The 21,538-nt window shown below is 65.4% G+C and carries 13 protein-coding genes; 2 read left to right on the top strand and 11 right to left on the bottom strand.

Going from position 1 to position 21,538, the window contains the following annotated elements; genetic code table 11:
- The first annotated feature begins 46 nt into the window (after positions 1-46).
- The gene (locus tag HHL22_RS16290) at positions 47-2,743 is read left to right on the top strand and encodes a cyclic nucleotide-binding domain-containing protein (protein WP_169532387.1); all 2,697 of its coding nucleotides are present in this window, start codon (positions 47-49) and stop codon (positions 2,741-2,743) included.
- 104 nt (positions 2,744-2,847) lie between these two features.
- On the opposite strand, the gene HHL22_RS16285 is transcribed toward HHL22_RS16290, so the two are convergent.
- The 8 genes from HHL22_RS16285 to HHL22_RS16250 form a co-directional block, all read right to left on the bottom strand.
- Positions 2,848-3,894 carry an adenylate/guanylate cyclase domain-containing protein gene (locus HHL22_RS16285; protein ID WP_169532386.1) on the bottom strand — a complete coding sequence of 349 codons (1,047 nt, stop codon included), beginning with the start codon at positions 3,892-3,894 and terminating at the stop codon, positions 2,848-2,850.
- 115 nt (positions 3,895-4,009) lie between these two features.
- Entirely contained in the window at positions 4,010-4,393 is a 384-nt protein-coding gene (locus HHL22_RS16280) for a response regulator (protein WP_169532385.1), read from the bottom strand.
- 35 nt (positions 4,394-4,428) lie between these two features.
- On the bottom strand, positions 4,429-6,456 hold the full coding sequence (locus tag HHL22_RS23650) for a tetratricopeptide repeat-containing sensor histidine kinase (RefSeq protein WP_241738117.1): 2,028 nt from the start codon (positions 6,454-6,456) through the stop codon (positions 4,429-4,431).
- A 30-nt stretch (positions 6,457-6,486) separates the two neighbouring features.
- A complete protein-coding gene (locus HHL22_RS24115; protein WP_241738116.1) occupies positions 6,487-8,817 on the bottom strand; it encodes a tetratricopeptide repeat-containing sensor histidine kinase in 2,331 nt (776 codons plus the stop codon).
- 3 nt (positions 8,818-8,820) lie between these two features.
- Positions 8,821-10,176, bottom strand: coding sequence for a sensor histidine kinase (locus HHL22_RS16265; RefSeq protein ID WP_169532384.1), 1,356 nt, complete (start codon positions 10,174-10,176; stop codon positions 8,821-8,823).
- 57 nt (positions 10,177-10,233) lie between these two features.
- Positions 10,234-11,685 (bottom strand): sensor histidine kinase, encoded by a 1,452-nt coding sequence (locus tag HHL22_RS16260; protein ID WP_241738115.1) that lies wholly within the window; start codon positions 11,683-11,685, stop codon positions 10,234-10,236.
- A 207-nt stretch (positions 11,686-11,892) separates the two neighbouring features.
- Positions 11,893-14,115, bottom strand: coding sequence for a sensor histidine kinase (locus tag HHL22_RS24110; RefSeq protein ID WP_317172677.1), 2,223 nt, complete (start codon positions 14,113-14,115; stop codon positions 11,893-11,895).
- An 85-nt stretch (positions 14,116-14,200) separates the two neighbouring features.
- Entirely contained in the window at positions 14,201-15,370 is a 1,170-nt protein-coding gene (locus HHL22_RS16250) for an NTP transferase domain-containing protein (RefSeq protein WP_169532383.1), read from the bottom strand.
- Between the two features lie 185 nt (positions 15,371-15,555).
- Between HHL22_RS16250 and HHL22_RS16245 the strand changes: the two genes are divergently transcribed.
- Positions 15,556-16,764: a molybdopterin molybdotransferase MoeA gene (locus tag HHL22_RS16245; RefSeq protein WP_169532382.1), complete on the top strand. Its 1,209-nt coding sequence runs from the start codon at positions 15,556-15,558 to the stop codon at positions 16,762-16,764.
- Positions 16,765-16,903: 139 nt separating this feature from the next.
- On the opposite strand, the gene HHL22_RS16240 is transcribed toward HHL22_RS16245, so the two are convergent.
- From HHL22_RS16240 to HHL22_RS16230, 3 genes are all read right to left on the bottom strand, one after another.
- A complete protein-coding gene (locus tag HHL22_RS16240) occupies positions 16,904-17,047 on the bottom strand; it encodes an MFS transporter small subunit (RefSeq protein WP_169532381.1) in 144 nt (47 codons plus the stop codon).
- A 34-nt stretch (positions 17,048-17,081) separates the two neighbouring features.
- Positions 17,082-18,485, bottom strand: a complete 1,404-nt coding sequence (locus tag HHL22_RS16235) for an L-lactate MFS transporter (RefSeq protein WP_169532380.1) — start codon at positions 18,483-18,485, stop codon at positions 17,082-17,084.
- A gap of 354 nt (positions 18,486-18,839) precedes the next feature.
- Positions 18,840-21,392 carry an FdhF/YdeP family oxidoreductase gene (locus HHL22_RS16230; RefSeq protein ID WP_169532379.1) on the bottom strand — a complete coding sequence of 851 codons (2,553 nt, stop codon included), beginning with the start codon at positions 21,390-21,392 and terminating at the stop codon, positions 18,840-18,842.
- Between the last annotated feature and the right edge of the window lie 146 nt (positions 21,393-21,538).

The raw sequence follows: 21,538 nt of genomic DNA, 5'->3' as shown, positions 1-21,538 counted from the left end.
CGGAATGACGTTCTTTTTTGCCCAACCCCCGTCCTAACTTGCGGGCATGACTGTAACCGAACGCGGGCAGCGGCTGCTGGGCGTGCGGCCCGAGGAAGGGCGCACGGTGTGGCTGTTTTTCCTGCATAATTTTTTGCTCGGCATTGGCACCATTCAGGTGTATGTGGCGGCCAACGTGCTGCTGCTGGAAAACAACCCCGAGCGCAACCTGCCGCTGGCTTACGGCGTGGCTGCGCTGGCCATGGTAGGCGCCAGCCGCCTGTACGCCTATTTCGAGCACCACTGGGCCCTGCAAAAGCTGGCGGGGCGGGTGCTGCTGGCCGCCGTAGTGCTGGCGGGCGTGGTGGCGGTGCTGGTGCTCACGGGCCACTCGGTAGCCTCGGCCGTGGCCGTGATGACGGGCTACCGCGTCATCTACCTGCTTACCAGCCTGGAGTTTTGGGGCGTGTCGGCGGTGGTGTTTGACGTGCGCCAGGGGCGGCGGCTGTTTAGCGTTATCAGCGCGGGTGATATGCCAGCCAAGGCCCTAGGGGCTTTGATAGGGATGCTGGTGCACAGCAACGCCGAACTGCCGGGGCTGCTGCTGATGGCTTTTGGCGCTTTTCTGGGGGCGCTGTGGGCGCTGCGCGCCACGTTGCGCTCGCACGCGGTAGAGGCGGTGCCCGCCCGCCGCGCCGCCCGGCCGGCGGCGGTGGCGCCCGGCTTGCAGCGCTGGTTTGGCGAAAGCGCGCTGGTGCTGAACCTGTGCCTGGCGCTGGCCGCACTGGCCGCCATTACGACGGGCATCGAGTACTTGTTTTTTGTCAACGTCAAGCACCGCTTCCACAACGAGGCGGCGGTGATGCACTTCGTGGGCTCGGTGCTGATTAGCACGTACCTGCTGGCCATGCTCTTTAAGCTGCTGCTTTCGCAGCACACCCTCGACCGGCTGGGGGTGCGGTGGGTGCTGCTGGGGCTACCGGGGGCGCTGCTGGTGGGCTTGGCCCTGTATGCGGGCCTAGGGCAGGCGGGGCTCGAAACGCGGCTGCTATACTTCTGCGGCTTGTTTTTGGGGCAGGAAGTGCTGCGCCGGGCGGTATTCGACCCTGTGTTTCTGCTGCTGTTTCAGCCCCTGGCCGCCCCCGAGCGCCTGCATGCCCACACCCTGGTGAAGGGGCTGTACGAGCCGCTGGGCATGGGCCTGGCGGGGGCCCTGCTGTTTGCGCTGCCCGCCGGGCCGGGCGAGCACACCTGGGCGCCTTTTATTTGGATGGGGGCCCTAGGGCTGGTGGCCGTTGGCTTCTTGCTGCGCACCTACCGGGGCTACCTGGCCGAGCTGCAACACGCCCTGAGCCGCCGCTTTACGGACGACGCGGCCGAGCCCGCCGAAACGGCTACCGAAGCTGCCGGCCCAGTCGCGCCGCTCGCTCCCGGCGAGGTGCGCCAGCTTATCCGGGCCCTGGCGCACAAGAGCGAGCGCGCCGCCGCCAGCCAGCGCCTGCTGCGCCTGGGCGCGGCGGCCCTGCCAGCCCTCAACGATTTTCTGAGTGCCGACCCCAACCAGCAGCTGGTGCGGCGGGTGGCGCTGGTGTGCGGGCGGCTGCGGCTACCGGCGGCCCGGCAGCTGCTGGTGGCGCTGGCCCGGCAGCCGCACCTGTTTCGGCGCGAGGCAGCCTTGCGAGCCCTGCGCCACTTCGACGTAGTGCCCCAGGAAGTACCGCTGTTTCAGGCGCTGGTGCACGACGAGCAGCTACTGGCCCAGCTGCTGCTGCACGGCCAAGCCAGCGCGGGCAGCGAGCTGGTTCGCTGCCTCGACTACGAGCTGGGCCGGGTGCAGCAGCGCATTTTTGCTCTGCTGGGCCGCATTTATCCGCCCCAGCTCATTGCCGACGCCCAGCGCGGGGTGGCCAACGCTGCCCGCGAGCGCCAAGCTAACGCCCTCGAAATGCTCGACAACAGCATTGACCGGCCTACCTACCAAGGCTTGCAAACCTTGCTAACCCTAGCCCCACCGGCCGAGAAGGAGCGCACCTTCGACCGCCTGCTGGGCCCGCTACTGGCCCCGCCCCCGGTGCTGGAAACCATCGTGGAGCGCGGCGAAACCGCCTTTTCGGACTGGACGGTGAGCGTGGCGCTCGACCAGTGGCAGCCCACGGCCGGCACCGTGGGGGCGCTGTCGCCCCATTTACGCAGCCTCAGCCCGCTGGTGCGCGACAGCGCCTTTCGGGTGCTGGTCCACCTGCGCCAGGCCCAAGCCGCGCTTTACCAGCAGGTGCAAGCTGCCCACCACACCTTAGATTCGCTGCTTATGAGCCACGCCGCCACTGCTTCGCACATCTCCGCCGCCGAGCGGGTCGAGGTGCTTCAGCAAACCACCCTGTTTGCCCAAACGCCTGAGAATGTGCTCAGCAGCATCGTACCCATCATGCAGGAAGTGAGCTTTGCTGCTGGTCACCAAATCTTTGCCAAGGGCGACCTAGGGGCCTCGCTCTATATCGTGTACGCCGGCGCAGTGGGCATCTTCAACGGCCCGCAGCTGCTGACCACCTTCCATAAAGGCGATTTCTTTGGCGAGCTGGCGCTGCTCGATGCCGAGCCGCGCTCGGCCACTGCCGTGGCGCAGGGCGCCGTCACGGCCTTCCGGCTCGACCAGGAGGACTTCTACGACGTGATGGAAGAGCGGCCCGAGGTACTGCGCAATATTCTGCGGGTGCTGTGCCAGCGGCTCAGAAGGCAGAACGAGGCGCTGCAGACGGCATCGTAACGCCAAGCTGTAGCTTGGCGTTACGATGCCGTCTGCAGCAAAAAGGCCGTCATGCTTCGGCAAGCTCAGCATGACGGCCTTTTTGCTTTTACGCTACTCCTCCCCTAGGCCACGACTTCATACGTCATGACGGGCAGCTCCTTATTTTTCAGCTTCAGCTCGCCGATGGGCGCGCATTGGAAGCTCTCCTTGATGCGCTGGTAGATGGCTTCGGTGATGACAATCTGGTTTTCCTTGGCGGCTGACTGCAGGCGCTGGCTTACGTTTACGGTGTCGCCTATTACGGTGTAGTCCAGGCGTTTGAGGGTGGCCGAGCCAATATTACCCGACACCATTTCGCCGGTATTGATGCCGATGCTGATGGCGGGTTGGTACTCGCCGCCGCTGGGCAGGGCTTGGCGGCTGCCTTGCAGCTTTTCGCGCACGGCCAAGGCTGCGTCGAGGGCCCGGTCGAGGTGGTACTCGCCCCGAAACACGGCCATCACGGCGTCGCCCATAAACTTGTCGACGTAGCCGCCCTGGTCAATAATCTCCCGCACCACCTGGTCGAAGTAGGTGTTCAGCAAGCCTACTACCGTGGCTGGCGGCTGCGTTTCGGACAGCGACGTAAAGCCGCAAATGTCCACGAACATCACCGTGGCTTCTATCATCTCGGAGGCCAGCAGCTTATTTTCGAAGCCGGGCCGGGCCATGAAGTTGATAACCGTCTCGTCGACGTACATCTTCAGAATATTGTTTTCCTGGATGGCGCGCATCGTATCGCGCAGCTGCTGCACGTGGCCGGCGGTTTTCTCAATGGTCACTTCCAAATCGTTGAAATCGACTGGCTTACACACAAAGTCGAACGCGCCGCCATTCATGGCCGCCCGGATGTTCTGCATATCGCCGTAGGCCGATACCATGACGGTTTTGGTGACGGGGCTGGCCTCGGGCAGGCGGCCGAGCAGCGTCAGGCCGTCCATTACGGGCATGTTGATGTCGCTCAGCACGATGTCTACGTCGGGGTGCTCGCGCAGGCGCTCCAGCGCTTCCTGCCCGTTGCCGGCAAACAGAAATTCGTAGGCCTGCTCGCGAATCTTGCGCCGAAACTTCTGCTTGATAAGCAGTTCTAAATCGGCCTCATCATCGACCACTAAAATCTTGGTTGCCATAGTGGGGAATGTAGAAATCTGGGGAATGTAAAAATGTTGAAAATGGCTGCGTAGCACCTAGGTGACTTCAGGCATTTTTGCATTTCCTACATTTTCCCATTCTCTACACTAGTTTTTATCGGTTTTCAATAGCGTGTAGCTTGTCGCGCAGGGCCGTGAAATCTACTGGCTTGGTTAAGAAGTCGTCGGCCCCGAGTTGCTCAGCCTGCTGCTTGGTAGCCGCGTCGCCGTAGGCAGTCAGCATCATCACCAGGGGCGGCGGGGGCGGCAGCGGGTCGCTCTTGACGTGGCGCAGTAGCTCGAGCCCGCTCATGCCGGGCATGTTGATGTCGGACAGGATGAGGACTACCTCGGAGGGGTGGGCGCGCAGAAAGCCTAGGGCCTCCTCGCCCGAGTAGGCGAAAGAAAAGGCAAACTCGCCGCTGCGAATTTCGCGCCGAAAGCGCTGCTCGAACAGCACCCGCACGTCGGGCTCGTCGTCAACTACCAGTATTTTCATGTTGAATCCAGTAAAAATAACAGCGCCCAGGGCACTTAGCACGGCAGCCGCACAGTGAAGGTAGTGCCCTCCCCCGCCTGCGAAGCTACATTGAGCGAGCCACCGTGCGCCTTGGTAATGATATCGTAACTCAGCGACAGCCCTAGGCCGGTGCCCTCGCCCGTAGGCTTGGTGGTAAAGAAGGGCTGGAAGATTTTGGCCTGCACTTCGGCCGGCATCCCCGTGCCGTTGTCGGCCACGCGGATTTCTACGCTGCCGCCAACCTGCCGCGTGCTCATGCTAACGGTGGGCTGGTAGCCGGCCTCGCCCGCTTGCTGGCGCTGCTGCACGGCATAAAAGGCGTTGGTGAGCAGGTTCAGCAGCACCCGGCCTAGGTCGCCGGCCACGGCTTCGACCACTGGTAGGCTGGGGGCAAAGTCGGTTTCGAGCGTGGCGTTGAAGCTCTTGTCCTTGGCCCGCAGCCCGTGGTAGGCCAGGCGCAGGTACTCGTCGCAGAGCGCGTTCACGTCCGTAGGCTGGCGCTCGCCCGTGCTCTGGCGCGAGTGTTCCAGCATGCCGCGCACGATGCCCGCCGCCCGCTGCCCGTGCTGGTGAATCTTGCCCAGGTTCTGGCTGAGGTCATCGGCCAGGGCGGCTACCTCCTCCCCATCGCCGGCGGCCTGCGCTTCTTTCAATTCGGCCACCAGCTCGGCACTCACGTCGGCGAAGTTATTGACGAAGTTGAGCGGGTTCTGGATTTCGTGGGCGATGCCGGCCGTCAGCTCCCCCAGGCTCGCCATCTTCTCCTTCTGGATGAGCTGATTTTGGGTGGCGCGCAAATCGGCCAGGGCCTGGGTGGTGTGGTCGCGCTGGGTTTGCAGCTCGGCTTTCTGGCGTTCCAGCAAGGCGTTGGCTTTCAGGCGCTGGCGGTTGCTGCGCCACAGCACGGCGGCCAGGCCCACAATCATCCCTAGGCCCGCCAGCAGCCCCAGCAGTTGGCGCTGCTGGCGGGTATTATCGGCGGCCAGCTGACCGATTTGCGCCTGCCGGGCGCGGGCCTGGTAGCGAGCATCGGTGGCGAGCAACTGCTGGCTTTTCTGCTGGTTGAAGATGGAGTCTTGCAGGCGCGTGGCGGCGCGCTGGTACCCGAGGGCTGCCTGGTACTGACCCTGCTGCTCCTGCACGGCGGCCAGCAGGTCGTTGGCCTCATGCAGCAGCTCTAGGTTGTGGGTGCGCGTGGCCAGCGCCAGCGACTGCCGGGCCAGCTGCTCGGCCTCGGCAGCCTGGCCCAGGCGCAGCAGCGTGCGCGGCAAATTCACATCCACGTAGAGGATAAACGTCGAGTCGCGGGTGCGGCGGGCGTAGGCCAGCACCTGCCGGTAGCTGCGGGCCGACTCGGCGTAGCGCCCCAGGTTTTTGAGCACGATGCCCTGGTTGAGCAGCGACCCATAGTAGGAAACCGTATCGTGCTGGGCCCGGTACATGGCCAAGGCTTGGTTGTTGTAGGCCAAGGCCTCGGCGGGGCGGTGCTGCATGCCGGCCAGGTTAGACAGCTCGCCGTATACGCCAGCCTCGGCCTTGGGCAGGTGGTACTGGCGGGCCAGCCCAAGGGCCTGCTGCTGCGCCCGGATGGCCGGCGGCCAGTCGCGAGTTTGGTACGAGAGGCCCGAAATGCGGGTAAGCACCCGAATTTGGCGGGGCACGTCGCGGGCGGCGCGGGCCAGGTCGAGGGCACGCTGGTAGTGGCGCAGGGCCTCGGCAAAATCGGCTAGTTGCGCCGCCACGTAGCCTTGGCTTAGCTCAACACGGCTTTCCAGCACGGGCCGGCCGCTGGCCTGGGCCACGGCGGCGGCCTCGCGCAGGGTGGGGGCGGTTTCCTCGTAGCGCCCGCCCTGCACCAGCACATCGGTGAATTCCAGCAGTTGGTCTACCCGGCTCGAGTCGGGCAGCGCGGCGATGGCCGGCAGCAGGTGCGCCAAATCCGGGGCGGCGTGGGCCGGCTCGGGTGCGGCAGCCTGCTGAGCCAAGCCGGGCAAACTTAGTAGCAGCCACAGCAGCCAAGCCCCAGGAACACGGTTGTACATAGCTAGAATAACAACCTGAACAGTATGAATTTACTTTGGCAAAGTAATTCGAAACGTAGTTCCTACCCCCGGTTGGCTCTCCACGGTAAGCGCGCCACCGTGGCCCTGGGTGATGATGTCGTAGCTCAAGGATAGCCCTAGGCCCGTGCCCTCGCCCGTGGGCTTGGTGGTGAAGAAAGGCTGGAATATTTTGGCCTTCGCACTGTCTGGAATGCCTGTACCGTTGTCGCTAACGCAGATTTCTACCTGCTCACCTAGCTGTTGGGTAGCAACGGCTACCCTAGGGACGTAGCCGGGCTCGCCGGCTAGCTGGCGCTGCTGCACGGCATAGAAGGCGTTGGTAAACAAGTTGAGCAGCACCCGGCCCAGGTCGCCGGGCACCCCATTCACTGGCGGCAGGCCGGGGGCCAGGTCGGTTTCGAGGGTGGCGTTGAAGTCTTTGTCTTTGGCTCGCAGGCCGTGGTAGGCTAGGCGCAGGTACTCGCTGCAGAGCGCATTTACCTCCACCGGCTGGCGTTCGCCGGTGCTGGCGCGGCTGTGCTCGAGCATCCCACGTACGATGCTGCTGGCTCGCTGCCCGTGCTGGTGAATCTTGCTCAGGTTTTGCGCCAAATCGCCGGCCAGGGCGGCTACTTCGGCGGCGTCACCGGCGGCCTGGGCGGCGTGCAGCTCGTTTACTAACTCAGCGCTTACGTCGGCAAAGTTGTTGACAAAATTGAGTGGGTTCTGGATTTCGTGGGCGATGCCGGCCGTCAGCTCCCCCAGGCTCGCCATCTTTTCCTTCTGAATAAGTTGGGCTTGCGTTTGGCGCAGCTCCGTGAGGGAGGTATCGAGTTGGTCGCGCTGGGTTTGCAAATCCTGCTTTTGGGCCGTGACGAGCCGGGCTAGGCGCTGCGAGCGCAGAAAAGCGTAGAACGCCCCCGTGGCCAGCAGCAGCAGCACGAACACGCCCCCACTTACCCACAGCAGTGCCCGGCGCTGGCGCCGCGATTGCGTCGCCGCCTGCGTTTGCTGCTGGCGCAGGCGCGCCATCCGCGCCTGCTGGGCGCGGTCGGCCTGGGCTAGCTCGTACTGGGCCACGCGCGTAGCGGTTTGGGCAGCGTTCAGGGTATCGGCCAGGCCTAGGGCGGCCAGGGCGTAGGGCGCGGCGCGGGCCGGCTGGCCCCGCTGCTGGTAAAACTCGGCCAGCCCGTGCAGGTAAGCCAGGCGCAGGGGTTCGCGGTGCTCCAGCCGGGCCTGGCGGTAGGCGGCCAGCCAGGCAGCTTCAGCGCGGGCATAGTCGCCGGTGACAGCGTAGTAGCGGGCCCAGGTGGCTGGTAGCTCGAAGTTGCCCCCGCCCGAATACAGCGGCAGGTGCAGCGAGTCGGCCAGGCGCTGAGCTTGTTGCAGCAAGGGGCGCGCCGCCGCAGCCTGGCCCTGCGCCAGCAGCACAGCGCCAAGCGGCACCAGGCCCAAGGCTCGCTCGTACGCAGCTACCGTATCGCGGGGCGAGCGGGCGCGCAGCGCCAGGGTAGCGTAGCGCATGGCCTGCGGGTAGCGCCCCTGCTGCAAATAGATGCTGGCAATGCTTCGGTTCAGGAAACGCTCATTGCTAGCGTCACTGCTGGGCCAGCTGGCGGCCTGTTGTAGGTAAGGCAGGGCGCGGGCCCCATTGCCCCATTCGGCGTACTCAGCCCCGATAACGCTGATTTCGTTGTAGTACCACGCCTCGGAGAAAGTGCGAAACAGCTCGGCGGCCCGCAGCCGGTAGCTGATGGCCTGGTTGTAGTCGCCCCGCGAATCGTAGTAGCTGCCCAGGAAACGGTAGCACGCGGCTACGTTCTCAACCGGCCCGTGCTGCTGGTAGTAGGCGAGCTTTTGCTGAAAGTAGGCGCGCTTGGCTTCCGGCTGATTCTGCTGGTCGTAGACCGAACGAATGTTTGCCAGCGCTCTGACGAGCGGCACGGCCCCTAGGGCATCGTACTGCGTCACCAGCGCCTGCAGGGTATCGCGGATGGCCGGCAGGTTTGGCGGCTGCGCCCGCGCCAGTTGGTTGGCACTGACTGTCAAGCGTAGCGCGACCCGCTCGGGGTAGCGCAGCTTCGTAGCTAGGGTCAGCGCCTCCCGGTCTTCCGCCTCCGACGTATATAGCGCCTGTAGATGCTCTAGGGTTTGCAGGCGCAGGGTGTCGGCGCGCTGCGTGGCCAGCACGCGCCGCAGCGAGTCGGGCGGGGCATCCCAGAAGCGATGGCCGAAGTGCATAGCTCGCAGCCGGCGCTGAAACTGCGCCTTCGCGGCCGGGCTAGGTTGGGCCTGCGCCGCTAGGCCGAGCAAAAGCAGCAGCGCCAACCCGCCCCCGCAACGCAACAAGAACGTAGTCATAGTTTAACCGGCGGCCGGCAACGTAACGGTGAACTCGGTAAACTCGCCTTCCTGGCTGGCCACTTCCAGCGTGCCGCCGTGCCCATCGGTGATGATGTCGTGGGCCAGCGCCAGCCCTAGGCCCGTGCCCTCGCCCGAGGGCTTGGTGGTGAAAAAGGGTTGAAAAATGCGCGCCCGCGCCTCGGGCGCAATGCCAGTGCCGTTGTCGCGCACGCGCACCACCACGCCCCCGGCCCCGGCTTGCGTTTGCACTCGCACGGTGGGCCGGTAGCCCGGCTCGCCCGCTTGCTGGCGCTGCTGCACGGCATAAAAGGCGTTGGTGAGCAGGTTCAGCAGCACCCGGCCCAGGTCGCCGGCCACGGCTTCGACCAATGGCAGACTGGGCGCAAAGTCGGTTTCGAGCGTGGCGTTGAAGCTCTTGTCCTTGGCCCGCAGCCCGTGGTAGGCCAGGCGCAGGTACTCGTCGCAGAGCGCGTTCACGTCCGTGGGCGCCCGCTCGCCGGTGCTGGTGCGGCTGTGCTCCAGCATGCCGCGCACGATGCCGGCCGCCCGGCTGCCGTGCTGCGCGATGCGCCCCAGGTTGAGGCGCAAATCGGCCAGTATCTCGGCTTCGGCGGCCGCGTCGCGGGCGGGGCGGGCGCGCTCCTCCACTAGCTCAGTTACCAGCTCCTGGCTGACGTCGGCAAAGTTGTTGACGAAGTTGAGCGGGTTCTGGATTTCGTGGGCAATGCCGGCCGTCAGCTCCCCCAGGCTCGCCATCTTCTCGCGCTGAATAAGCTGGTCCTGGGTGGCTTGCAGCTCTTGCAGGGTGGCGCGCAGCTCGTTGGTTTGGTGGGCCAGGGCGGCGGTGCGTTGGCCCACCTCGTATTCCAGAGTCTGATTTTGGCTTTCTACCGCCCGCTGCTCTTGCTCGGCGGCCAGGCGCAGCTCTTGGTCGGCCTGCTGCGCCTTGTGCTGGCTGCGGGCTACTAGAAAAAAAATACCCATCCAGGCAAAGCTGAGCCCCTCGGCATTGTCGAGGCCACCCAGGCGCTTGAGCAGGGCGGGGGCTACGGCCTGCAGCAGCAGCTCGGCCAGCTGCAGCGCAGCGTAGGGCAACAGTCCCAGGCCCACAAACAGCACGGGACGGTGGGCGCGCAGCTGCCAGCACACGGCCACCCCTAGGGCCAGCATGGCGGCCAGAAAAAAATCATCGAGCCAATTGAGCACCGGCCCGCCTACCACCAGCCCTAGGCCCACAATAACGGCCGCGGGCTGCCACAGCCGCCGCAGCCAGCGGTCCCAGCTGGGCAGGCGGGCGGGCACGTTCAGCGCCTTGCGGCCCCAGTATAGCAGCCCTAGGGCACTGGGCGTAGCCATCAGCAACTCACTGTCGGCCATTGCGTTGCATTTTTAGGTTAGGCATGAGGGTAGGGGCTAAGGGCGGGCTTCCGGCTGGGCGGCCCGAATGGGCAGCCGGATGGTAAACTCGGTGCCGCGGCCTTCCTGGCTCTCGACGGTAAGCGCACCGCCGTGGCCTTCCACCACAATGTCGTGCGAGAGCGACAGGCCCAGGCCCGTACCCTGCCCCGCCGGCTTGGTAGTGAAGAAGGGCTGGAATATCTTTTGGCGCATGGCCTCGGGAATACCCTCGCCGTTGTCGGCCACTATCAGCTCTACCGCCGGTCCCACTTGCCGGGTGCGCACGACTACGGTGGGCGCGTAGCCAGGGTCGGCACCGGCTAGCTGGCGCTGCTGCACGGCGTAGAAGGCGTTGGTGAACAGGTTCAGCAGCACCCGGCCCAGGTCGCCGGCCACGGCTTCGATGCGGGGCAGGCTGGGGGCCAGCTTGGTTTCGAGCGTGGCGTTGAAGGCTTTGTCCTTGGCCCGCAGGCCGTGGTAGGCCAGGCGCAGGTACTCGTCGGCCAGGGCGTTCACATCGGTGGGCGCCCGCTCGCCGGTGGTTTGGCGCGAGTGGGCCAGCATGCCGCGCACGATGCTGGCGGCCCGCTGCCCGTGCAGGTTGATTTTATGCAGGTTGTGGCGCAGGTCGTTTAGCAGCTCGTCTTCCAGGCCCGCGTCGCGGGCGGGGCGGGTTTGCTCTTCCTCCAGCTCGGCCACCAGCTCCTGGCTCACGTCGGCGAAGTTATTGACGAAGTTGAGCGGGTTCTGGATTTCGTGGGCGATGCCGGCCGTCAACTCCCCCAGGCTCGCCATCTTCTCGCGCTGAATAAGCTGCTGCTGGGTGGCGCGCAGTTCGGTGAGGGCCGTTTGCAGCTCCTCGGCCTGGTGGGTGAGGGTGGCGGTGCGCTCGGCCACCAGGCGCTCCAGCTCGGCGTTGCGGGCGGCTATCTGCCGGCGCTGCTGCTCCTCCTCGGCTCGCCGGGCTTGCTCTTTGGCCAATACCTTTTTTTGGTAAAAAGCCACGAATAGCAAACCAAAAAACCAGATAATGTTGAGCTTACCTAAGCTTTTGAAGTACTCATCCAGCGGCTTCACGAACGTGAGGCCCAGCGTTTTTTGCCCCAGCGCAATAGCCCGGTAGAGCGCCGGCAAGGCGATGGCCCATAGCATGCTGGCCGCCGGCCGGTAGGTGCGCACCTGCCACAGCACGGCGGCTACTACCCCGTAGGCAAACAGCTGGTACCACTCGTCGAGCAGGTGGTTGACGTAGTGCAGCGCGCCCGTGACGCCGAAGCCCACCACCGCCGGCACCCACAGCCCCAGCAGCCACGCGCGCGCCGCGGGCAGGTAGCGGGGCTTGTCGAGCAGGCTGCGCACCAAAATGGCCAGCATCAGCCCTAGGGTGGCCACCGACAATAGGTCCCAGTTAGCGTGGGTTTTCCAGTAGAGAGCCTGTTCTTTCCAGTAGCGGGCTTCGTCGTTCATGGCTGGGCACCGGGGCAAACGGGCCAGCTAGCCCGGCCCGTGGCGGCGCGCAAGTTAGAGCCCACTGGCCCACTGGCCTACACTGGCGCTTACTTCTGGCCTTGGCCCAGAATTTTCTCTCGGCGCGCCTGGCCGGCTGCCAGGCCAGCGCCGTTTGTTGGCACAGGGCCAGCCCAAGCAGCAGCGCGCTGCATTCGCCCAGGTCCTTCAGGGCTGGCCGGGGGCGGCCAGGGGTAGCTGCAGCGTAAACGTAGTGCCGGCGTTCGCTTCGCTTTCCACCGTGAGGGTGCCGCCGTGGCCCTGGGTAATGATGTCGTAGCTGAGCGAGAGGCCCAGGCCGGTGCCCTCGCCGGCGGGCTTGGTGGTGAAGAAGGGCTGAAACACTTTCGGGCGGATGGCCTCCGGGATGCCGGAGCCATTGTCGCGCACCTCCACTTGCACCCGCCCGTCCAGCTGCCGGGTGCGCACGCTCACGGTGGGCGCGTAGCCAGGGTCGGCGCCGGCCAGCTGGCGCTGCTGCACGGCATAAAAGGCGTTGGTGAGCAGGTTCAGCAGCACCCGGCCCAGGTCGCCGGCCACGGCTTCGACCACTGGTAGGCTGGGGGCAAAGTCGGTTTCGAGCGTGGCGTTGAAGCTCTTGTCCTTGGCCCGCAGCCCGTGGTAGGCCAGGCGCAGGTACTCGTCGCAGAGCGCGTTCACGTCCGTGGGCGCCCGCTCGCCGGTGCTAGTGCGGCTGTGCTCCAGCATGCCTCGCACGATGCCCGAAGCCCGCCCGCCGTGGTCCTTTATCTTGAGCAGGTTGGTGGTCAGGTCGTCGGCCAGGGCCTGGGCTTCGGCGGGGCTGCCGCCCGCCAACTCAGCTTTGAGGTCGGCCAGCAGCTCGGCGCTCACTTCGGCGAAGTTGTTGACGAAATTGAGCGGGTTCTGGATTTCGTGGGCGATGCCGGCCGTCAGCTCCCCTAGGCTCGCCATCTTCTCGCGCTGAATGAGCTGGCCCTGGGTGGCGCGCAGCTCGGTGAGGGCGCGCGCTAGGCTGTTGCGCTGGGCGAGCACCTCGGCGGTGCGGGCGGCCACCTGCTGCTCCAGCGTGTCGTTTTGGGTGGCTAGCAGGGCCTGCTTCTCCTGCTCCTGGCGCAGGGTTTGGGCGCTCAGGTGCTCTACCTCGCCCAGCTTGGCTTGCAGCAGGCGGGCATCGAGGGCAAACTCGTAGGCCAGAAACAGCGAGATGCCCAGCGCTGGGCTCAGCGTTAGCAGCAGTTGCACCAGGTTGTCGAGCACGATGGCTGAGTCCGCGATGTGGTGGTAATAGTAGTAGATGCGCAGCCCGGCGGCGAACAGCAGCGAGCCTAGGGCGCCCGCGAAGCCCAGGGCCACAAACCCAATGCCCCGCCGCCCCTGGTGCCAGCCCTGCACGGTCAGGCGCACGGGCTCCAGCAGGCCTATCAGGAACACCGCCGCCAGGGACAGCTGCCCCACCACGTTGCTGAAGCTAAACCACAGCACCAAAGCCACCCCTAGGGCCCCGCACAGCGCCCGAAACCACCAGCCCGGCGCCCGGCCCAGCAGCGCGTACAGCGCCCGCACGGCCCACAGGTAGCCCGTAAGCGCCAGACAGAAGCGCAGCACTCCCTGCCAGGCCAACTGCCCCGTAATGGCCGTGTTGCTGACGGTGGGCAGTAGGCTGTAGGTGAGCACCTGGGGCACCGAGGCCGAAAGCGCAAACAGGGCGAAGTACAGGTTGGCCCGCTGCGCCGGACTGTAGTAAAAGAACGTGAGGTGCAGCAGCCCCAGCAGCAGCAGCGCCCCGGCGCTCACGGCATCGGCCAGCAGCAGGCTGTAGCGGCGCTGCTGCCACGAGGCTAGCTGCTCGGGGGCCAGCAGCCGCGCCCGAAACACCGGCGGCAGGTAGGTGGGGTTGGGCAGCCAGAACGCTACAGCCGGCAAAGCCAGCCGCACGGCCAGCACCTGGGGGCCCGCCGCCAGCGGGGGCAGCACCACCGGCGCCAGCGTTTGCGAGTAGGCCCGCACCCGCCCCGGCTGCGCGCTGAGCGTGCCCAGGCGCTGCACCAGCTGCCCGTTGAGGTACACCTCGGTAGCGGCCGACTGGGCAATCAGCAAGTACAGGCGCCGCTCGGCCAGCGCCGGGCCCGCCTGCCAGTGCAGCCGCAGCCAGCCAATGCCCGGCCTCCGCAGCGGCCCCGCCACCCCATCTACGGTGGGCGCGGCGGCCAGCCAGCGCCGGTCGTCGTAGCCGGGCCGGGCAAAAACGGCGCTGTCGGCGGGATAGTAGCGCCAGTGGCCAAGCAGCTCGGCTCCCTGCGCGGGCAGGGCCGGGAGGCGCAGGGCGGCCGTATCGGCCGGCGGCGTGGGCGCCCCGGCGGCTACTACCGCCGCCAGCAGGCCGAGCAGCAAGGTAAGGAGTGCTTTCACGCGCGAGGAAGCCCCGCTAGAGGTAGCTGGGCGGCGCAAGTTAGCAGCCGAGCTTGCGTTGGCCGCCAGGCCGGCGAGCAACGCGCTAGCCTAGGGCCTGCTCGGCGGCGGCGCGCTCGGCGGGCGTGTTCACGTTGCGCAGGGCGTCGCCACCGGGTGTGGGCAGCACGTGCACGTCGCTGTTGATGAGCATTTTGCGCGGGCACGAGTACCCTAGGCCCAAAAACCGCAGCAACTCGGGATAGGCCCGCGGCTCGAAGATGGTGATGAGCGGCTCGGGAAACTCATTGCCGGGGCTCTGAAACGCGGTGGCCAGCTGCGCCGGCTGCCGGCCCGCCACCAGCGTCCGCAGCGTGTCGGCCCCCAGGAAGGGCAGGTCGCAGGCCAGTACCAGCCAGGCGGCATTGGGGTCGTGCCGAAACGCCGACAAAATGCCCCCTAGGGGCCCCAGGCCCAGAAAGGTATCGGACAGCGGCACCAGGCCGGCCGGCAGCTCGGCGGCCTGCTCGGCCCGCACCGACACGAACACATCCTGGCACACCTCGGCCAGCAGCTCGGCGGCTACTGCGCGCTGCTCGCGGCCGGCAGGACCGTAGCGCAGGCGGCCCTTGTCGGTTTGCATGCGCTCGCTGCGGCCGCCGGCCAGCACCAGCCCGCGCAGCGGCGCGCGGCGCGCGGCCAGCCACTGCTGCACCCAGGCCCCCAGGCCCGCCGCGTCGGCCAGGGCAAAGCGGGGCAGGCTAGCGTGCTGCGGCAGGTGGGCCTGCAGGTAGTCGGGCAGCTCGCTTACGCCCTCGGCAAATACCAGCGCCTGCACGTCAGTGAGCTTGTCGAGCTTGTGGGCCAGCGACTTGCGCGGGTCGATGAGCACGAGTTGCTGCTGGGCGCGGAAGTGGTTGCCGTTCACCAGCACCAGGTTGGCGCCGGCCAGCAGCTCGGGCTGCGAGAAGCGGTCGAGGGCGCGGCGCTCGTCGCGGCGGCGGAAGTGAATTTTGTCGGTCACTTCCACCCAGGCGCCGGCTTGCAGCAGCGGGCTCTCGGCGGCCCTAGGGTCGGCGTCGCCGCTGGCGTGGTCGGCATCGACGTAGCCCACGCGGTGCCCGGCCGGGGCCAGCACGGCCGTGAGGGCGGCGGCCAGGCGCTGAATGTCGCCGCAGGGCGCGCCCAGCAAGGCTAGCTCGTGGCGGGCAAAGTCACCCAGGGCAGGGCGGGTCAGGTCGGCGTGTTTGGCGCGGGGCGGGGTCGTGGGGCTCATGGGTAGCATAACAATCAGCTGGAAAATTAGCTTTGGGGTTAACATCTAACTAGAAAAGAACGTCATGCTGAGCCTGCCGAAGCATCTCTACCGAACACTACTTGCGCGGTAGAGATGCTTCGGCAGGCTCAGCATGACGTTCTTTTTATTTTACTAATACTAGTTAGCTCTATTTACGCTACCCCATGCTTTCCGTCGAAGAAGCCTACCAGCGCATTCTGGCCACCGCCCAGCCGCTGCCGTCCGAACCCGTGCCGCTGGCCGCCGCCGTGGGCCGGGTGCTGCGCCAGCAAGTAGTGGCCGACCGCGACTTCCCGCCCTACCACCGCGTCACGATGGACGGCCTGGCCCTGCGCTTCGACGCTCTGCAAGCCGGCCAAACGGAGTTTGCCATTGAGCGCACCCAGCTGGCCGGCGACGTGCCCCAGCCGCTGGCCGACCCTAGGGCCGCCATCGAAATAATGACCGGCGCCGCCCTGCCGCCCGGCGCCGACACGGTGGTGCGCTACGAAGACCTGACGCTGGCCGACGCCCCCGCGCGCCACGCCACCGTGCGCGTGCCGCCGCCCCGCCTAGGGCACAACGTGCACCGCCAGGGCAGCGACCAGGCCGCCGGCAACCTACTGCTGGCCAGCGGCCTGCGCCTCACGCCCGCCGAAATAGCCGTGGCTGCCACCGTAGGCGCCACCACCCTGGCCGTAGCGCGCCGCCCGCGCCTGGCCGTCATCAGCACCGGCGACGAGATTGTGCCCGTGGCGGCCCAGCCCCTCCCCCACCAGATTCGCAGCTCGAACGCGGCCATGCTGCACGCCGCCTTGCTGCTTGACGGCGCCGAGGTAGAAGCTTTGCACTTGCCCGATGACCTGGCTTCGCTAAAGGAGCGCTTGCCAGCACTGCTGGCCGGCTTCGACGCGCTGCTGCTGAGCGGCGGCGTGAGCAAGGGCAAGGCCGACTTTCTGCCCCAGGCGCTGCGCGAGCTGGGCGTAACGGAGCACTTCCACCGCGTGGCGCAGCGGCCGGGGCAGCCGCTGTGGTTTGGGCAGCAGCCGGGCGGGGCGGTGGTGTTTGCCTTGCCCGGCAACCCGGTGGCCACCTTCGCCGCTTACTACCGCTACGTGCGCGGCTGGCTAGCCCAGGCGCAGGGCGCCGCGCCCGCGCCGCTGGCCTACGCGGCCCTCACCGAACCCGTTGATTTTCAGCCCGCGCTCACGTATTTCCTAGCCGTGCGCCTGGCGCCCGCGCCCGACGGCCGCCTGCTGGCGCACCCCGCCCCCACCGCCGGCTCGGGTGACCTAGCCGGACTGCTCGCCGCCGATGGCTTGCTAGAGCTGGCGCCCGGCCAAACGCATTTCGCCGCGGGCTCGGCCTGGCCCGTGTGGCGCTACCGGCCCTAGGGCCCGCGCTAGCTGGTTGGCCGCAGCCTTTGATGCTAGCCAGGAGGCTAAGATAGCGAGGACAGCCAAGCAGTATTGACGCAAAAAAGCCGCCTACCCCGCAACGGAGGTAGACGGCTTTTTTGCGTTAGCAGTCGGCTTACTTAAACAAAGCCAGCGCTTTGATAAAGGTTTGGGAAACGCCCCAGGCCAGCGGAATACCCACTACCAGCCAGGCCAGCACCAGCGAACCGGTAGACGAAGTAGCTTCGCCAGCGGTGTTATAATTGGAGTTAGGAGACATAAGGCAAGACGGTTTTGAGGAGTAAGAAGCTATATTAGTGGCCGCCTGCTTCGACGACGACCGGGCCTTTCTCGTGGTATTTCTCATTGACGGCCGTTACGGCCAGGTCAGCCAGCAAACCCACTACCAGCACGCCGGCCATGGTGTAGAAGACGTTTTGGTAGGCGGCCGCGCCGGCCAGGCCCCGCTCCTTGGCGCTATCGTGTAGCACGTGCACAATCAGCGGTCCCAGCACGCCGGCCGTGCTCCAGGCGGTGAGCAGGCGGCCGTGGATGGCGCCCACCTGGTACTTGCCAAACAGGTCGGACAAATAGGCGGGCGCGGTGGCAAAGCCGCCGCCGTACATGCTGATAATCACGCAGGCCACTACCACGTACAGCGTCAGCTGCAGGTTGTGCCCTAGGGTGGGGATGGACGCGTAGAGCAGGATACCCAGGCCGAAGTAAATAGCGTAGGTGACCTTGCGGCCCAGCTTGTCGGAGGCCGACGACCAGAAGAAGCGGCCGAGCAGGTTAAACAAACTCAGCAAACCCACGAAGCCCGCGGCGGCGGCGGCGGTTACGCCCAGGCCCGCGCCCATCGCCTTATCCGAAAACGTGTCCTGAATGAGCGGCGAAGCGGTTTCGAGCACCCCGATGCCGGCCGTCACGTTGGTGAGCAGCACCACCCACAGCAGCCAAAACTGCGGCGTTTTGATGGCGTTGTCGGCCGATACGTTGGCAGTGGTAATGAGCGCACTGTGCTCCTGGTTGGGCACGTAGCCGGCGGGCGCCCAGCTATCGGCCGGCACCCGGATGGTCCACACGCCAAACTGCATAAACAGGAAGTAGATGATACCCATGCAGATAAGCGTGGGAGCCACGCCCTGCGGCGCCGAGGCTTTGAAGTGGTTCATGAGGGCCACGGCCAGCGGCGAGCCAATCATGGCGCCGCCGCCAAAGCCCATGATGGCCATACCCGTGGCCACGCCCTTGCGGTCGGGAAACCACTTGATGAGCGTACTCACCGGCGAGATGTAGCCGATACCCAGCCCAATGCCGCCTACGAAGCCGTAGCCGAAGTACACCAGCCAGATATTGTGCAAGCTCACGCCCAGCGAGGCAATGAGGAAGCCGCCGCCGAAGCACAGGGCCGAGGCCAGCATGGCCTTGCGCGGACCTACGCGCTCGAGCCACTTGCCAAACAGCGCCGCCGACAAGCCCAGCAGCACAATGGCAATCGAAAAGGTAAAACCAATCTGCGTGGGCGTCCAGTCAGTCGGGGCCGGGGCGGCCGGGTCGCCGCTGATAAGCGACCCTAGGGGCTTGTTGAACACACTAAAGGCATAGGCCTGGCCAATAGCCAGGTGAATGGCCAGCGCGGCCGGTGGCACTAGCCAGCGGTTGTAGCCCGGCGGCGCAATAGTGCGGCTGCGGTCAAGTAAAGAGAATTCGGCCATGCGGAGGGTGGGAATTAGTGGAAGAAATAAGAAATCGGCTATGAGTATCTTCTAAACCACCGCAAGGTAAAAGTGTCTTTATCTCAAGCAACTAAGCAGAGAGATTATTTTGCTAAACTGCTATAGCCTTGCAAATTTACTGCTAACTTACTTCAGTATATCCCTTACTAATCAATGCGTTGCAAGCGTACTAGCTATAGTCGACAGCTATAGCTAGCGGCGCGGAGAGTTGCCGGACTTGGTGGCGCACCGGGCCGGCTGGTAAAGAAAGCACCCAATTGCGCGCAAAAAAAGCCCCCGGCCAGTAAAGGCCGGGGGCTTTTTGCTTGGGCAGCGCGGTACTAACCTAGGGGCCTAGGCGGGCACGGCCTCGGCCACCGGCCGCTGCGGGGCTTTAGCGGCGGATACTTTCGACTTGGCCACCGTCACTACCACGTACTTGGAAGTGGGTGTATTGCTCACCTTGGCCACGCTCGACAGCGGCACTAGCGGGTTGGCCTCGGGGAAGTAGGCGCAGACGTTACCCCTCGGAATGTCGTAGGGTACCACCAGGAACTGCTCGACCGTGCGCTGCTGCCCCTCGAAGTGGCTCGTGATGTCGATGCGGTCTTTGGCTTGCAGGCCGCGGGCTTTCACGTCCTCGGGATTCATAAACAGCACGCGGCGCTCGCCGTGGATGCCACGGTAGCGGTCGTTGTAGTCATACACTGTAGTGTTGAACTGGTCGTGGCTGCGCACGGTCATCAGCACCAGTTGGTCGGGCTCCAGGGGATACTTCTCCAGCTCGGTGGTGGTGAAGTTGGCCTTGCCGTTCTCGGTCGTGAACTTGCGCTCCCTAGGCCCGTTGGGCAGGTAGAAGCCGCCGGGGTGGCGCAGCTTCTCGTTAAAGTCCTCAAACCCCGGAATCACGCGGCTGATGTGATCGCGGATGACGTCGTAGTTCTGGGTCATGGCTACCCAGTCGCCCTTCAGCCGGTCGCCAAGCGTGGCAATGGCGACACCGCTCAAGATGGCCACTTCACTCAGCATCTGGCCGGGCAGGGGCTGCAAGATGCCTTTGTTCTGGCTTACCACGCCCATCGAGTTTTCGCAGGAGGTCATCTGGTGGCCACTCTTCTGCATGTCCACGTCCACGTGGGCGAAGGTGGGCAGTAGCAGGCTGGTGTCGCCGGTGGTCAGGTGCCCGCGGTTGAGCTTGGTAGCCACAAACACGGTCAGCTTCTGCTTGCGCATGCCGTCGGCAATGGCTTCGGTATCGGGGCCGGCGGCCAGCAGGTTGCCGCCCAGGCTAAAGAACACCTTGGTTTTACCCTGTATCATGGCCTTGATGCTGTCCACCACGTCGCGGCCGTGCTCGCGGGGCGGGTCAAAGCCAAATTCCTTCTGCAAGCCGTTGATAAATGACTCGGGCATCTTCTCCCAAATGCCCATCGTGCGGTCGCCCTGCACGTTGGAGTGGCCCCGCACCGGGCAGGTGCCCGCGCCCGGCTTGCCGATGGCGCCCTTCAGCAACTGCAGGTTCACAATCTCCTTGATGGTTTGCACGCCCTGGCGCTGCTGCGTCACGCCCATGGCCCAGCAGGTGATAATCTTCTGCTTGTGGGCAATAACGTTGGCGGCTTCCAGCAGCTGCGCCCGGCTGAGGCCGCTCAGCTGCTCAATATCATCCCAGCTGGTAGCGCGGATGTTCTGCTCAAACTCCGCAAAGCCAGTGGTAAACTCCTGCACGAAGGCGTGGTCCACCACTTGGCCGGGGTTCAGGTCCTCCGCCTCAAACAAATGCTTCATAATACCGCGCAGGGCGGCCATGTCGCCATCCACGCGCACTTGCAGAAATACGTCGGTTATCTGGGTGCCGTCGCCCAGCAGCGCCCCTAGGGCCCGCAGCGGGTTCATAAAGTCCTGCGGGTTGCGGAAGTGGTCGAGGCCGGCCTCGCGCAGCGGGTTGATACTGATGATTTTGGCCCCGTTGCGCTTGGCAATTTGCAGCGCCGACAGCATCCGGGGGTGGTTGGTGCCGGGGTTCTGGCCAATGATGAGGATGACTTCGGCCTCGTGAATGTCGTTGAGCGTAACTGAGCCTTTGCCCAGACCCAGGGTGGGGCTCAGGGCCGAGCCGCTGCTCTCGTGGCACATGTTGGAGCAGTCGGGCAGGTTGTTGGTGCCGAACTGCCGCGCAAAGAGCTGAAACAAAAACGCTGGCTCGTTCGGGATTTTTCCCGATGTGTAGAACGTCGCCTCATCGGGCGAGCCTAGGGCATTCAGCTCATCGGCAATGAGATAAAAGGCATCGCGCCACTCGATGGGCTCGTAGTGGGTGCCGCCGGGGCGCTTCACCATCGGGTGAGTCAGGCGGCCCAGATTGTTCTGGTCGCGGTCGGTGAGGCGCGACAAGTCGGCCAGGCTGTTTTTCGCGAATACCTCGGGGCCGCAAGCGCGCTCGTCGGCGTCGGAAGCGGTGGCTTTGGCGCCGTTTTCGCAAAACTCGGCTACCGAGCGGTGGTCGTCGGGGTCGGGCCAGGCGCACGACGAGCAGTCGTAGCCATCTTTCTGGTTCAGGCCCAGCAGCGCGCGGGTGCCGCGCCCCACGCCCGCCTCGCCCCAGTTAAACTCCATCGACTTGAGCACGGCCGTGACGCCGGCCGCAATGTGCTGCTGCGCGCTCAGCTTAAGGCCCGTAAACTCCTCGGTGGGCTGGGCCAGCACTGGGAAGCGGTGCTTGTTGCCCAGCGTATCGGGCGGGGGCAGCAGCTCAGCTTCGTGCTTATTGGTGTTTTCGGCCGAGTAGTGGTCGGGGGCCGGCGCGGCGCCCTGGTCGGTGCGCTCACCGCTCTTGGGCTTGTTGCTGGCGTCTTGCTGGCCAGACTTACCGGCCTGGCTGGGCTGGCTTTGCGGAGATTCTTCCATGAGGATATCGTAAAGAGGGTGGGAAACTAAAAGCAAAGTACTCAGCAACTCCTGCCTGCTGGCGGGTGCCTGCCTAGGGCCTTCACCGCCCGGCGGCCTTCCGCTGGTACAACTTCGCTTTTCTGCCTAATGTTTCTGTTTCTCGC

The organism is Hymenobacter polaris (assembly GCF_012927305.1).
In the GTDB taxonomy this organism is placed as follows: Bacteria; Bacteroidota; Bacteroidia; order Cytophagales; family Hymenobacteraceae; genus Hymenobacter; species Hymenobacter polaris.
This window is presented reverse-complemented; position numbering and strand designations above follow the sequence as displayed.